The organism is Microcystis sp. LSC13-02, assembly GCA_002282935.1.
In the GTDB taxonomy this organism is placed as follows: domain Bacteria; phylum Cyanobacteriota; class Cyanobacteriia; order Cyanobacteriales; family Microcystaceae; genus Microcystis.
Genome location: MTBT01000189.1, coordinates 1 through 12278 on the forward strand (window position 1 = coordinate 1; position 12278 = coordinate 12278).

Here is a 12278-nt window from a genome sequence, read left to right on the forward strand (position 1 = left end):
TCCCGTGAAGCGTCAACCCCATTCAGCGACCATTCTAAAAAGGTGGCGTGGTGAGGAATCGCCGTCCGTTTTACGGCGGCGAGGATGTCAAAAAAAGTTGTAATTTTTACTGACTGATCAGTAATCAGTGATCACTGATTACTGATTACTGATCACTGAATTGATTCTGAGGATAACTTTAAACAGTAGTAACAACTGCTGTTAAAGCCGCCGTAACCGCGTCCATCGGTTGATTACCGTCGATATGGTTAAGGGTCCCTTTTTGGCTGTAATAATCTAAAACGGGGGCAGTTTGGTCGATATAAACCTGTAGGCGACGGGAGATCGTTTCTTTAGTATCATCTTGACGACCGCGTTGCATGAGACGCTCAATTAAGACCGTATCTGGTACAGCCAAATTAACCACATAGGTGTAACTATCGGCCAATTCTTCCAGTAATGCGTCTAAAAAGCTCGCCTGTGTCACCGTGCGGGGAAAACCGTCAAGAATCCAACCCTTAGCACTGTCAGGCTGTTTTAAACGTTCCTGAATTAAACCTAATAACAATTCATCGGGGACTAATTCGCCCTTTTCCACATAAGCTTGTGCTTGCTGACCAAGTTCTGTCTTCTCTGTAATTGCTTGACGTAAAATTTCACCGGTAGAAATATGGGGAATCGTCAGAGATTCCGCTAATTTTGCCGCTTGGGTCCCTTTTCCCGATCCGGGCGGTCCCAAAAATATCACACCGATCCGTTTGCTCATGGATTAAATATAGGGTTTTAAGGGAAAAAATAACCAGTAACCGCTAAAAGGTCACTGGTTAACTATCTAACTACTGTTTAATCATGTCCTCATAGCGTTGAGACATGACATAGGTTTGAATTTGTTTGGCAGTATCGATCGCCACCCCCACCAGAATTAACAGGGAAGTTGCCCCCAAACCGCGAAAAGTGGTGACACCGGTGGCGCTTTCTACTACAGTCGGCACAGTAGCCACCAAACTTAAAAAGAGAGCGCCCAAAAGGGTGAGACGATTCAGCACCCCTTCCAGATAATTAGTAGTAGCGGTTCCCGGTCGAATCCCCGGAATACTGGCCCCCATTTTTTTCAGGTTTTGGGACATATCTTTGGGGTTAACGATCAGGGAAGCGTAGAAGAAACTAAAACCGAGAATTAGTAAGCTATAAAAAGCCACATAACCCCAACTATCGGGACGCAGGGCATTAACCAACTGAACTAAAACCTGACCGACCGGGTTATCGGTGGGTAAAGCTTGCACCAATTGGAAAGGTAACACCAAAACTGCCGAGGCGAAAATAATCGGCATCACGCCCCCTTGATTGAGTCGTAGGGGTAGATAACTGGTTCTTTCCCGATAGAGACGACGACCGACCTGACGACGGGCAGAAACAATCGGAATCCGACGGGTTCCTTCCTGAACAAAAACAATGCCGATAATCATCACCAAGAAAACCAGCAAGAGAATCACCACTTGAGCGATCGCTTGTCGGCCACCCTGTTGAGCAAAAGTAATCGTATCACCGAGGGTTTTCGGCAAAACGGCAACAATGTTGACAAAAATCAGCAAAGATGCTCCATTTCCCAGACCGCGTTCCGTAATCAGTTCCGAAATCCACATCACGAACATAGAACCGGCCACTAAAGCGAGAACCGTAGCAGCGATCGAGGGTAAAGTTCCGTCCACAACGCCGTTAGCCACCAATAAACCGAGAGTAATGCCGATACTTTGAATAATTGCCCAACCAAAGGCAATATAACGGGTAATTTGGGCAATTTTTCGCCGTCCTGCTTCTCCTTCATTTTTCTGTAAATCTTCCAAAGAAGGAAGGGCAGCGGTGAGCAGTTGCACGATAATTGAGGCGTTGATATAGGGAAGAATGCCGAGGGCAAAAATCCCTAACGTCGATAATCCTCCCCCGGTAAACAGGTCAAGGATTCCCAACGCGGCGTTACTTTGAATAATTTCTGCTAATCTTGCCCGATCCAAACCGGGTATCGGTACAAACATCCCAAAACGGAGCAGAATCAGTAAACCCAATGTAACCAACAAGCGACCGCGTAAACCGGCCGCCTGTGCCATTTGCATAAACGTTTCCTGTGCCGTGGGAGCCTTATCACGACTGACGACCATTAACAGTTACCTCTAGTGCAGTTTTTTTATGGGAAAAAGTAATCGAGGGGGAAAACTTTCTCGATTTTTTTAAGATTTCCCCTGTCTTTCTTATGATATAGCAATCAGGTCTTGGGGATTGGGTGTAGGGTGTAGGGTGTAGGGTGTAGGGGGGTCACTGCGTGCGCGTTGCGGGGGAAGAATAAATAAAAATAATCTCCTGTCTCCCGTCTCCTGAATACTGTCTCCCGTCTCCCGTCTCCTGTCTTCTCCAAGACTCCTGGGAAATTTATATTTCTTCCCAAGTCCCTTGAGCGGCGGTAATTTTCTCTTTGGCACTATTGCTAAAAGCGGCGGCCTTCACCTTGAGGGGAACGGTAATTTCACCATCACCCAAAACTTTTAAAGGGCCGTCGTTGCTGGTGAGAATTTTAGCTTTTAGGAGACTTTCCAGGGTGACTTCCGTATTAGCGGGTAAAGAAGCTAATTTTCTCAGATTAACGATTGTGTATTGACGGGGGTTAACCAAAGGAAAATGCTTTAATTTGGGAACCCGACGATAGAGGGGCATTTGTCCCCCCTCAAAACCGGGACGAGTCCCCGTCCCGGAGCGAGATTTTTGTCCGCGCATTCCCAGACCGCAGCTAGCGCCCTGGCCGGCCGAGACACCCCGTCCCACACGACGACGACGTTTAGTTGACCCCGGTTGGGGGGCGATTTCGTGGAGTTTCATGGTGATTTCTTTATGTGTACAAATGTTCTACAGATACGCCTCGATCCTTGGCCACTTCCGAGAAAGTGCGGAGAGTTTCCAGGGCGTTAACGGCGGCTCTAGCGTTATTGAGGGGGTTATCGCTACCGAGTTGTTTAGCGAGGATATTTTTCACCCCGGCTAATTCTAAAACGGTACGGACAGCACCCCCAGCAATAACCCCAGTCCCCGGAGCAGCCGGACGCATGAGCACTTGAGCGCCACCGGAAGCACCCCGGGTAAGGTGAGTGATAGAACTAGCCTTAGTTAAGGAGACTTCAATTAGTTGTTTTTTGCCATCGGCCACGCCTTTACGGACGGCCCCGATAACATCCCCTGCTTTGCCGACTCCCACTCCCACCTGGCCGTTTTCATTACCGACCACGACGATAGCCCGGAAGCTGAGTTTTTTACCACCCTTAACCACTTTACTAACCCGGCGGATCTGGATGACCCGCTCTTGCCAAGTGGTTTCTTTTTCTTTTTCGCGGTTGCCTTTGCGACGTTTTGCCATAGTTTTATCAGTGTTGAAAGGATATTTTAGAAGTTTAAGCCGGCTGACCGAGCCGCTTCTGCTAAGGCTTTGACGCGACCGTGATAGAGATTGCCACCACGATCAAAAACCACTTGTTCAATGCCTCTTTCTAGGGCCCGTTGGGCCACCAGTTTACCCACGGCAGCCGAGGCCTCTTGGGTAGCGGTGGATTCTAATTCCCCGCGCAAGGTTGCCTCTTGGGTAGAAGCAGCAGCGAGGGTATGTTGGGCTACGTCGTCGATAATTTGGGCGTAGATGTGGTTATTAGAACGAAATACGGATAAACGCGGCCGTTCAGCAGTGCCATTAATTTTGCGACGCACACGCTGGTGACGACGACGGACTGATTCTTTGCGACTAAGTTTCATGGTTTATTTTTTACCTCCTTTACCGCCTTTAGCGCCTTTACCGCCAGCTTTACCAACTTTGCGACGGACAACTTCACCAAGATAGCGAATCCCTTTACCTTTATAAGGTTCGGGGGGACGAACTTCGCGGATTTTAGCGGCAATGTTACCGACGGCTTCTTTGTCGATGCCACTGACGATAACTTGGGTGTTGTTTTCTACAGCGACGGAAACACCATCGGGCATCTCCATTTCCACGGGTTGGCTGTAACCAACATTCAGAACCAATTTACCACCCTGCGCCTGGGCGCGGTAGCCCACCCCTTGGATATCGAGGCGTTTTTGAAAGCCGGTAGCGACTCCTTCCACCATGTTGGCTACTAGAGTTCTACAGAGTCCGTGGCGTTCTCTGGCGGTACGGGAATCGTCTTGACGGGTAACGAACAGGGTTTCGCCATCTTTATTGATGGCGACGGCGGTGGGTAGGGTTCTCTGGAGAGTTCCTTTGGGTCCTTTCACCGTCACGGTAGCACCATCGATATCGACGGTGACTTTATTGGGAATAGGAATCGGGCGTTTGCCAATACGAGACATAACAGTTATCAGTTATCAGTTATCAGTTATCACCGGAAGAGTTATCAGTGGGTCAGCTATCAGGTTGAAACTTGGAAAGGCTGACGGCTGATAGCTTATCCTTGTTTACCAGATGTAGCAAAGGACTTCGCCGCCAACGTTTTGTTTACGGGCTTCGCGATCGGTCATAATGCCTTTAGAGGTGGAAACAATGGCGATGCCAATACCACCGAGGACGCGAGGTAAGTCTTTACTGTTGGAATAAACTCGCAAGCCCGGTTTACTGACTCTGGTGAGGGTAGTAATGATCGGTTGACGGTTTTTGCCTTTATATTTGAGGGAAAGAACTAATTGAGATTTAATCCCCTCACCCACTTCCTCAAAATCAGCAATAAAGCCTTCGTCCTTGAGAACTTGAGCAATACTGCGCGTCATCCGCGTGGTGGGGATTTGAGTAGTGGTCTGCCGAACCGCGCAAGCGTTACGGATGCGGGTCAGCATATCCGAGATGGTATCGTTAGCAGACATGAATTACCTGTTTTTCTCCTAAATTGGGATCAACATCAATGGTCAGTTATCAGTCATCAGTGATCAGTGATCAGTGATCAGATTTGAGTATTAAGTGAGTAGTATTAAATAGCAGTTTCCTGCTGTCTTTTCACTGAATCACTGTTTACTGTTTACTGTTTACTGATCACTGTTCACTTATTTACCGGTCACTGTTTACTTTTCTCTTGATTGATTTATCTAAAGGGCATTCCCATCTCTTTGAGGAGGGCGCGTCCTTCTTCGTCGTTTTTAGCGGTGGTGATGATTGAGATGTCCATCCCGCGAATTTGATCGATTTTGTCGTATTCAATTTCGGGGAAGATCAACTGTTCACGAATGCCTAAACTGTAGTTACCACGACCATCAAAACTGTTACCGCTGATACCGCGAAAGTCGCGAATACGTGGTAAGGCCAGATTAATTAGACGGTCTAAAAAAGCGTACATTCGATCGCCGCGCAATGTCACCATGACACCCACCGGCATTCCTTCGCGAATTTTGAAGCCAGCGATCGCTTTTTTGGCCCTGGTCACTACCGGTTGTTGTCCGGTGATGGTGGACAGTTCCTCCTTGGAAGACTCCAAAGCTTTGGCATTTTGTGAAGCTTCCCCAAGACCGCGGTTAACAGTAATTTTGATAACTTTAGGTACTTGGTGGATATTGGTATAACCAAATTGTTCTTTCAGTTTAGGAACAATGGTTTCTTGATAGGTGGTTTTTAGTTTTTGGCTCATAGTTTTTCTGCTTGCTTTTCCTGGGCTTGGTCAGGAACTAGAATTGATGGGAAACTAATCAATAATTTCGCCAGTTTTCTTCAGTATCCGCACTTTCCGACCGTCTTCGGTAAAGGTATAACCCACCCGACTGGCGATTTTTTTCTTCTCGGAATAAAGCATCACTTTGGAACTGTGAATCGGTGCTTCGTAGGTAAGGATTTGACCCGATTCTCCTTCCTGTTGGGGTTTAGTATGTTTGGTGCGGATATTAACTCCCTTGACCACCACGGTACTTTCTTGGGGTAAAGCCCGTAAAATTTCGCCCACTTTGCCCTTATCGGAACCAGCGATTACTTGAACGACATCCCCTTTTTTAACGTGCATTTTTTGCCTTTGGGGTGGGGTTTGACTGTTTTTCTTACTCATTTTTTTTGACCTCAAAGTGTGAAAAGTTTTAGACTAGCCATCAGCCAATTGCCTTGGTACTTTTCACTTTGATCAGAGAACTTCTGGGGCTAAGGAAACAATTTTGGTGTAGTTTTTATCGCGCAATTCCCGAGCGACAGGACCAAAAACCCTAGTACCTTTGGGATTACCGTCATTATTAATAATCACGGCGGCGTTATCATCAAAACGGATGCTCATGCCACTATCGCGACGGACGGTTTGACGGGTCCGCACAATCACCGCAGTCACCACATCGGATTTTTTCACGGGCATATTGGGGATAGCGTCCTTAACCACGGCGATAATTTTGTCACCGATGCCACCGTAGGTACAGTTACCTGTTCCCAGCACCCGCAGACACATTAGTTTCCGCGCCCCGCTATTGTCAGCGACATTTAAGTAGGTTTGTTGTTGAATCACGGTTTTTACCTAGGTGAAATTTAATTATCGGTTAATATTTCCGCCACTTCCCAACGTTTGGTTTTACTGAGGGGGCGGGTTTCACGAATACGAACTCGATCGCCTTGTTTGGCTTGATTTTCTTCGTCGTGAGCCTTAAATTTCTGGGTTTTCACGACGATTTTGCCGTATTTAGGGTGAGGAGAGCGGTTTTCAATGGCTACCACTACGGTTTTATCCATTTTGTCGCTGACCACTACCCCAACTCTTTCTTTAACTGCCATAGTGGGTTATGCCTCCGGGGTGGACTGGGCTAGTTGGCGCTCCCGTTCTACGGACAATAATTGGCCAAGACGGTGGCGGGTGTGTTTGAATTCGTGGGTTTTTTCCAAGCGGCGGGTGGCCTGTTGCAAACGCAATTCAAACAGTTTCTTTTTGGCAGCGAGGATAGCGTCGGCGATTTCGTCATCGCTCATCTTCCTCACTTCGGCGATTTTTGGTAGAGCCATTAGACAAAATCCTCCTCGCGAGTGATAAATTTGGTCTTAATCGGTAATTTTTGGGCGGCTAGGCGCATTGCTTCCCGGGCCACTGGTTCAGCTACCCCGGCAATCTCAAACATAATGAACCCCGGTTTAACCACGGCCACCCAGAATTCGGGGGAACCTTTCCCGGAACCCATCCGAGTTTCTGCGGCCCGTTGGGTGACGGGTTTATCGGGAAAAACGCGAATCCAGATTTTGCCACCCCGACGAATATAACGAGTCATTGCCCGTCTGGCCGCTTCGATTTGACGGGAAGTAATCCAACAGGGTTCGGTGGCTTGCAGGGCGAAATCGCCGAAATTAATCGTATTTCCGCCGGTGGCCAGCCCGCGCATCCGTCCGCGCTGTTGTTTGCGGAATTTTGTTCTTTTGGGACTTAACATGAGCTATTTACCACTGATAAATATTAGGGATCAGCCCTCACTAGAGCGATCTTCAAACTGTTGACGGCGACGCTGTTGACGGCGCGGTGCTTGAGCGGGAACGGCGGCGGCAATTTCTTCTTGGCCGGGGATAATTTCGCCCTTAAAGATCCAAACTTTCACGCCTAGAATCCCGTAGATGGTGCTGGCGGTTTTATAGGAGTAATCAATATCGGCGCGCAGGGTATGCAGGGGAACTCGTCCTTCCCGCACCCATTCGGTGCGAGCGATTTCCGCCCCGTTGAGACGACCGCTAACTTGAATTTTGATCCCTTTGACTTCGGCCCTCTGCGCCCGTTGGATGGCTTGCCGGACAACACGACGGAAGGAAACCCGTCTTTCTAGTTGTTGGGCGATGTATTCGGCGATCAGGTTGGCATCGGCATCAACGCGAGCCACCTCAATGACGTTAATGCGAATTTGACGCTGGCCACCGAGGGCTTTTTGTAAACCTAGGCGCAGCTGTTCGATTCCCGTGCCACCACGACCGACGACGACCCCGGGGCGAGCGGTGTGGATGGAAATATCTACTTGATCGGCCTTACGTTCGATGCGAATATCGGCGATACCGGCATTAGCAAGGTTTTTTTCGACGTATTCACGAATGCGGCGATCTTCTTGCAGTAGTTCGGGGTAACGTTTCGCGTCGGCATACCAGCAAGATTTATGATCTTTGATAACGCCGAGACGAAAACCGAGGGGATGGATTTTTTGTCCCATTGTGGTTTTTTTAGTTAAGGTGATTAGTCTTCGTTGCTAGGAGCGACGGCGACGGTAATATGACAGGTGGGTTTGCGAATTTGGTAGGCGCGGCCTTGGGCCCGGGGTCGAAAACGTTTTAGGGTCGGTCCGCCATCGGCAAAGGCTTGGCTAACCACCAAAGTGGCGGGATCGAGTCCTTCGTTATTTTCGGCGTTGGCAACGGCGGAACGCAGGACTTTGAGAATCGGGTCACAGGCCCGGTAGGGCATAAATTCGAGAATAATTAGGGCTTCCCGATAGGAGCGACCGCGAATCTGATCGAGTACCCGTCTGACTTTCAGGGGTGACATCCGAATATAGCGGGCGATCGCTTTGACTTCGTTAGAGGTATCGATGGTCATTTCAGTTATCAGTTATCAGTTATCAGTTATCAGTTATCAGTCATCAGTCATCAGTTATCAGTTAGGTAGGGTGGGTTAGGCGACGACAACTTATGAGACTTAGTTATTAATTTATCTAGTCGCCGTAACCCACCATCTCATAGTTATCTGAACGCTGACTGGGGGCTGACGGTTTTAAGATTACCGCCCACCGGTCTATTTCCGTCCTGCTTTTTTGTCGCTCTTGGCGTGGCCGCGGAAGGTGCGGGTGGGAGCGAATTCACCGAGTTTATGACCGACCATCTGCTCGGAAACATAGACGGGAACGTGCTGTTTGCCGTTATGAACGGCGATCGTGTGACCGACCATATCGGGAATGATTGTCGAGGCACGGGACCAAGTTTTAATCACTTGTTTACTGCCCTGTGCGTTGAGTTTTTCGATTTTTTCCATCAGGTGGCCGGCGACAAATGGCCCCTTTTTCAGTGAACGACCCATAATTTTCAGTCAAAAGTAAAGTAATAATTTCTAACCCTGGGTACGACGGCGCACGATGAGATCGCTACTGCGTTTTTTCTTGTTGCGAGTTTTGCGACCGAGGGCGGGTTTACCCCAGGGAGTCATCGGGCCGGAACGTCCGATCGGAGCGCGACCCTCTCCACCTCCGTGCGGGTGATCGACTGGGTTCATGACGCTACCCCGAACATGAGGTCGTTGACCGCGGTGACGGGTACGACCGGCTTTACCGAGACTGATATTTCTCGCTTCGGCGTTACCGACTTTGCCGATGGTGGCGTAGCATTCACGCCGGATCATGCGGACTTCTTTGGAGGGGAGGCGGATGGTAACGTAATCGCCTTCTTTCGCTACCACTTGGGCGAAACCACCGGCGGCCCGCACCATTTGACCACCGCGACCGGGGACGAGTTCGATGTTATGAACTTCTGTCCCTAGGGGGATGCGACTTAAGGGTAGGGCGTTACCGACCTCGAAGGGAGCGTTTTCTCCGGCGATGACGGTATCACCAACGCCTAAACCGGCGGGGGCGATGATGTAGCGTTTTTCCCCGTCTTTGTAGAAAAGCAGGGCAATGCGGGCGTTACGGTTAGGATCGTACTCGATCGCCGCTACTGTGGCTGGAATATCCCGTTTATCGCGACGAAAATCGATAATCCGGTAGAGGCGTTTATGGCCGCCGCCCCGGTGACGACTGGTAACGACACCGCGATTATTCCGCCCCTGTTTACTGTGTTTGTGATGAGTTAGGGACTTTTCCGGTTCGGTTTTGGTGATCTCTTTAAAGTCGGAGATCGCCGCCTGCCTTGTCCCGGGGGTTAAGGGTCTAAAAGAACGAATACCCATAGTTTAGTTTTCCGTTATCGGGTTTCTTGGTTGTTATACGTCGGGATAGAGGGCGATCGAGTCGCCGGCTGCAAGGGTCACGATCGCGCGTTTGTATTGGGGTTTGTAACCGAGGAAACGGCCGACGCGTTTTTTCTGACGAGAGGGGCGGCTGGTGTTCACTTTCGTTACTTTCACGTCAAACAGCAGTTCGATCGCCGCTTGAATTTCTGGCTTGGTCGCTTTCAAGGCGACATCGAAGACGTATTTATTTTGTTCTAGGAGTAGGGTGGCTTTCTCGGTCACGATCGGCTTTAGGATCAGATCGGCGAGTTGTCTGGCTTCAATTTTAAGCACCATAGACCTCCTCAATTTTAGCTAGGGCTGCGGCGGTGGCGATAACTCGATCGGCTAGGAGGACATCATAGACGTTGAGACTATCGGCGCGAATAATTTTGAGATTGCAGATATTACGTCCCGATAAATAGACATTTTCGGGAATTTCCGTCAGAATCAGCAGAATTTTTTCCTCTGGACTGGCTCCCCAGCGACTTAAGGCAGCGGTCAGTTCTTTGGTTTTGGGTTGGGAGAATTGTTCAGCGAAGCTTTCAACCACGATAAAGTTATCGGCCTGGCCGATCAAAGCGGTTCTCAGGGCTAATCTTTTCTCTTTGCGATTGACCTTAACTTCAAAATCTCTGGGTTTCGGTCCGAAGATGACACCGCCACCACGCCAGAGGGGAGAACGGATCGAACCGGCCCGGGCCCGACCGGTGCCTTTTTGCCGCCAGGGTTTGCGACCACCGCCGCGCACTTCCGAGCGGGTTTTGCTCGAGGCGTTACCTTGGCGGGCCGCCGCTAGATGGCTGACGACGACGCGGTGAATTAGGTGTTTGGCGGTTTCGGGTTTAGCGGTTTTCAGTTCCAGGGTGCCTGTTCCCGCTTCTTCCCCTTGCCAATTTTTGACTGTGTAGTTAACCATGGCTTTAATCTTTCCTTGCCCTATTTACCAAATTTCTTGGCGGGGGTGATGTTTAACAGGGTTCCTGGTTTGCCCGGGACGGCTCCTTTGATCAGGATCAGGTTGCGTTCGCTATCGATTTTGACCACGGACAATTTGCGGATGGTAACTTGGGTTGCTCCGTATTGTCCAGCCATTCTCTTACCCGGGAAGACGCGACCGGGGGTAGTACCGGCACCGGTGGAACCGGGGAGACGGTGGTTTTTGGAACCGTGGGTCATGTTACCGCGCTTGAAGTTATGGCGTTTTTGATAGCCGGAGAACCCCCGTCCGATGGTGGTTCCAGCCACATCGACCAAATCGCCTTCTTGGAAGATAGCGGTGGTAATTTCTTGGCCTAAAGTGTAAGCGGATGCGTCCTCGAGGCGGTATTCGATTAAGTGCCGCAGGGGGGAGACACCGGCTTTGGCTAAATGACCGAGCAGCGGTTTGTTGAGGGCTTTTTCTTTGACGGTTTTGTATCCCACTTGGATGGATTCATAACCGTCGGTTTTTTTAGTTTTTACTTGGGTGACGGGACACGGACCTGCTTGAACGACGGTGACGGGAATGGCGACTCCCGTTTTGTTGTCGAAGATTTGGGTCATGCCCAGTTTTGTACCGAGGATACCGATAGACACGGATTGTTCTCTTTATCTTTACTAGACGACAATCAAAAATAACGTGGCCGTGGCTATAGGAGCGGGAAAGATTTTTCCCACTTTATCAGCCTGCCCAACTTGAATGACTTTTTTCGAGTTATTTAAGCTGGCATCCCGTTAAATTCGTAAGTAAGACTAGACAGGGTTGCTGGTTCTGCCTAGATTGTTGCTGGTCTTTGTTTCTTGGGGACTTAAAGGGTTTATCTTCAGTATCCCGGCGAAGACCGAGCGACCAAGGCGGTTCTGCTCGGCAGTGCCTTCAGCACCACCTAACACCGATTTTGGCCACGATCAAACATTATATAATATTTGTGACTTTTTAGGCAAGAGGTTTTTTTAGTCACGGGCAATGATCATATCCAGTCTGGTCAAATTATTTGTACCGTTCGGCGGTCTTCAGCAGCGATGGGGGCAGATCGAGCCAATAGACTCAATTATAGTATTTATCTTATCTTAATGGTGAGGTGCAAAGTTTTCCTTTTGGGGAATCGGTCGTTGATACTATAGCGGTTCCTGTTCACAAGAGGTACATTCTCAATCCTGAAAAGCTTAATCAGCAAAGGTTAAACTGTACCTCACAAATACGAGAACCGCTATAGCCCTCTTCTGTCAGAGGGGGAGAGTTAGAATAGAGATAAAAGCCCCGAAAGCGAGAGGTGGTCTATGGTTAAGCCACGTCCCGACCAAAAAACGGTCACGATAGTAGTTGACATCCTCACCGCCGTAAAACGGACGGTGATTCCCAAACCTCACGATTTAGGTTTCTGCTTCTTTCCCTTGCGGGGTTCCGCACCT

20 protein-coding genes are annotated in these 12278 nt (G+C 49.3%); all 20 read right to left on the reverse strand.

The window, feature by feature from the left end; all coding sequences use genetic code 11:
* Positions 1 to 178: 178 nt before the first annotated feature.
* The 20 genes from BGL89_RS11180 to rplC all read right to left on the reverse strand — a co-directional run bounded on the left by BGL89_RS11180 (position 179) and on the right by rplC (position 11462).
* Positions 179 to 745 carry an adenylate kinase gene (locus BGL89_RS11180; protein WP_286825770.1) on the reverse strand — a complete coding sequence of 189 codons (567 nt, stop codon included), beginning with the start codon at positions 743 to 745 and terminating at the stop codon, positions 179 to 181.
* Between the two features lie 70 nt (positions 746 to 815).
* The gene (gene secY, locus BGL89_RS11185) at positions 816 to 2135 is read right to left on the reverse strand and encodes a preprotein translocase subunit SecY (RefSeq protein ID WP_286825771.1); all 1320 of its coding nucleotides are present in this window, start codon (positions 2133 to 2135) and stop codon (positions 816 to 818) included.
* A gap of 268 nt (positions 2136 to 2403) precedes the next feature.
* Complete coding sequence (gene rplO, locus BGL89_RS11190) at positions 2404 to 2847, reverse strand: 50S ribosomal protein L15 (protein ID WP_002780095.1); 444 nt, start codon at positions 2845 to 2847, stop codon at positions 2404 to 2406.
* Positions 2848 to 2857: 10 nt separating this feature from the next.
* Entirely contained in the window at positions 2858 to 3379 is a 522-nt protein-coding gene (gene rpsE, locus BGL89_RS11195) for a 30S ribosomal protein S5 (protein WP_002757584.1), read from the reverse strand.
* 26 nt (positions 3380 to 3405) lie between these two features.
* On the reverse strand, positions 3406 to 3768 hold the full coding sequence (rplR, locus tag BGL89_RS11200; RefSeq protein WP_286825772.1) for a 50S ribosomal protein L18: 363 nt from the start codon (positions 3766 to 3768) through the stop codon (positions 3406 to 3408).
* A 3-nt stretch (positions 3769 to 3771) separates the two neighbouring features.
* Positions 3772 to 4341, reverse strand: coding sequence for a 50S ribosomal protein L6 (gene rplF / locus BGL89_RS11205; protein WP_286825773.1), 570 nt, complete (start codon positions 4339 to 4341; stop codon positions 3772 to 3774).
* Between the two features lie 105 nt (positions 4342 to 4446).
* Positions 4447 to 4848, reverse strand: a complete 402-nt coding sequence (gene rpsH / locus BGL89_RS11210) for a 30S ribosomal protein S8 (protein WP_002734721.1) — start codon at positions 4846 to 4848, stop codon at positions 4447 to 4449.
* A 215-nt stretch (positions 4849 to 5063) separates the two neighbouring features.
* Positions 5064 to 5603 (reverse strand): 50S ribosomal protein L5, encoded by a 540-nt coding sequence (gene rplE / locus BGL89_RS11215; protein WP_002734750.1) that lies wholly within the window; start codon positions 5601 to 5603, stop codon positions 5064 to 5066.
* Between the two features lie 54 nt (positions 5604 to 5657).
* Positions 5658 to 6011: a 50S ribosomal protein L24 gene (gene rplX / locus BGL89_RS11220; protein WP_002757582.1), complete on the reverse strand. Its 354-nt coding sequence runs from the start codon at positions 6009 to 6011 to the stop codon at positions 5658 to 5660.
* A 72-nt stretch (positions 6012 to 6083) separates the two neighbouring features.
* On the reverse strand, positions 6084 to 6452 hold the full coding sequence (gene rplN, locus BGL89_RS11225) for a 50S ribosomal protein L14 (RefSeq protein WP_002732358.1): 369 nt from the start codon (positions 6450 to 6452) through the stop codon (positions 6084 to 6086).
* Between the two features lie 20 nt (positions 6453 to 6472).
* The gene (gene rpsQ, locus BGL89_RS11230) at positions 6473 to 6715 is read right to left on the reverse strand and encodes a 30S ribosomal protein S17 (protein ID WP_286825774.1); all 243 of its coding nucleotides are present in this window, start codon (positions 6713 to 6715) and stop codon (positions 6473 to 6475) included.
* Positions 6716 to 6721: 6 nt separating this feature from the next.
* Entirely contained in the window at positions 6722 to 6940 is a 219-nt protein-coding gene (gene rpmC / locus BGL89_RS11235; protein WP_286825775.1) for a 50S ribosomal protein L29, read from the reverse strand.
* Positions 6940 to 7359, reverse strand: coding sequence for a 50S ribosomal protein L16 (rplP, locus tag BGL89_RS11240; RefSeq protein WP_002734310.1), 420 nt, complete (start codon positions 7357 to 7359; stop codon positions 6940 to 6942). The genes rpmC and rplP overlap by 1 nt, the downstream gene beginning before the upstream one ends.
* A gap of 30 nt (positions 7360 to 7389) precedes the next feature.
* Positions 7390 to 8118, reverse strand: coding sequence for a 30S ribosomal protein S3 (rpsC, locus tag BGL89_RS11245; protein ID WP_061432468.1), 729 nt, complete (start codon positions 8116 to 8118; stop codon positions 7390 to 7392).
* Positions 8119 to 8141: 23 nt separating this feature from the next.
* Positions 8142 to 8501, reverse strand: coding sequence for a 50S ribosomal protein L22 (gene rplV, locus BGL89_RS11250; protein ID WP_150978028.1), 360 nt, complete (start codon positions 8499 to 8501; stop codon positions 8142 to 8144).
* 195 nt (positions 8502 to 8696) lie between these two features.
* A complete protein-coding gene (gene rpsS / locus BGL89_RS11255) occupies positions 8697 to 8978 on the reverse strand; it encodes a 30S ribosomal protein S19 (protein ID WP_002753908.1) in 282 nt (93 codons plus the stop codon).
* A 30-nt stretch (positions 8979 to 9008) separates the two neighbouring features.
* A complete protein-coding gene (gene rplB / locus BGL89_RS11260; RefSeq protein ID WP_190721170.1) occupies positions 9009 to 9842 on the reverse strand; it encodes a 50S ribosomal protein L2 in 834 nt (277 codons plus the stop codon).
* A gap of 33 nt (positions 9843 to 9875) precedes the next feature.
* A complete protein-coding gene (locus BGL89_RS11265; RefSeq protein WP_286825776.1) occupies positions 9876 to 10181 on the reverse strand; it encodes a 50S ribosomal protein L23 in 306 nt (101 codons plus the stop codon).
* Positions 10171 to 10803: a 50S ribosomal protein L4 gene (gene rplD, locus BGL89_RS11270; RefSeq protein WP_286825777.1), complete on the reverse strand. Its 633-nt coding sequence runs from the start codon at positions 10801 to 10803 to the stop codon at positions 10171 to 10173. The genes BGL89_RS11265 and rplD overlap by 11 nt, the downstream gene beginning before the upstream one ends.
* 20 nt (positions 10804 to 10823) lie before the next feature.
* Positions 10824 to 11462 (reverse strand): 50S ribosomal protein L3, encoded by a 639-nt coding sequence (gene rplC / locus BGL89_RS11275; protein ID WP_193957098.1) that lies wholly within the window; start codon positions 11460 to 11462, stop codon positions 10824 to 10826.
* Positions 11463 to 12278: the final 816 nt, after the last annotated feature.

Excerpts from the sequence above, each read along its gene's own strand:
- rpsH (WP_002734721.1), bottom strand. The coding sequence starts at position 4,848 with ATGTCTGCTAACGATACCATCTCGGATATGCTGACCCGCATCCGTAAC.
- rplV (WP_150978028.1), bottom strand. The coding sequence starts at position 8,501 with ATGACCATCGATACCTCTAACGAAGTCAAAGCGATCGCCCGCTATATT.
- rplE (WP_002734750.1), bottom strand. The coding sequence starts at position 5,603 with ATGAGCCAAAAACTAAAAACCACCTATCAAGAAACCATTGTTCCTAAA.
- rplB (WP_190721170.1), bottom strand. The coding sequence starts at position 9,842 with ATGGGTATTCGTTCTTTTAGACCCTTAACCCCCGGGACAAGGCAGGCG.
- rplP (WP_002734310.1), bottom strand. The coding sequence starts at position 7,359 with ATGTTAAGTCCCAAAAGAACAAAATTCCGCAAACAACAGCGCGGACGG.
- rplF (WP_286825773.1), bottom strand. The coding sequence starts at position 4,341 with ATGTCTCGTATTGGCAAACGCCCGATTCCTATTCCCAATAAAGTCACC.
- secY (WP_286825771.1), bottom strand. The coding sequence starts at position 2,135 with ATGGTCGTCAGTCGTGATAAGGCTCCCACGGCACAGGAAACGTTTATG.
- rpmC (WP_286825775.1), bottom strand. The coding sequence starts at position 6,940 with ATGGCTCTACCAAAAATCGCCGAAGTGAGGAAGATGAGCGATGACGAA.
- rplR (WP_286825772.1), bottom strand. The coding sequence starts at position 3,768 with ATGAAACTTAGTCGCAAAGAATCAGTCCGTCGTCGTCACCAGCGTGTG.
- rplD (WP_286825777.1), bottom strand. The coding sequence starts at position 10,803 with ATGGTTAACTACACAGTCAAAAATTGGCAAGGGGAAGAAGCGGGAACA.
- BGL89_RS11265 (WP_286825776.1), bottom strand. The coding sequence starts at position 10,181 with ATGGTGCTTAAAATTGAAGCCAGACAACTCGCCGATCTGATCCTAAAG.
- rplO (WP_002780095.1), bottom strand. The coding sequence starts at position 2,847 with ATGAAACTCCACGAAATCGCCCCCCAACCGGGGTCAACTAAACGTCGT.
- rpsQ (WP_286825774.1), bottom strand. The coding sequence starts at position 6,715 with ATGGCAGTTAAAGAAAGAGTTGGGGTAGTGGTCAGCGACAAAATGGAT.
- rplX (WP_002757582.1), bottom strand. The coding sequence starts at position 6,011 with ATGAGTAAGAAAAACAGTCAAACCCCACCCCAAAGGCAAAAAATGCAC.
- BGL89_RS11180 (WP_286825770.1), bottom strand. The coding sequence starts at position 745 with ATGAGCAAACGGATCGGTGTGATATTTTTGGGACCGCCCGGATCGGGA.
- rpsE (WP_002757584.1), bottom strand. The coding sequence starts at position 3,379 with ATGGCAAAACGTCGCAAAGGCAACCGCGAAAAAGAAAAAGAAACCACT.
- rpsS (WP_002753908.1), bottom strand. The coding sequence starts at position 8,978 with ATGGGTCGTTCACTGAAAAAGGGGCCATTTGTCGCCGGCCACCTGATG.
- rpsC (WP_061432468.1), bottom strand. The coding sequence starts at position 8,118 with ATGGGACAAAAAATCCATCCCCTCGGTTTTCGTCTCGGCGTTATCAAA.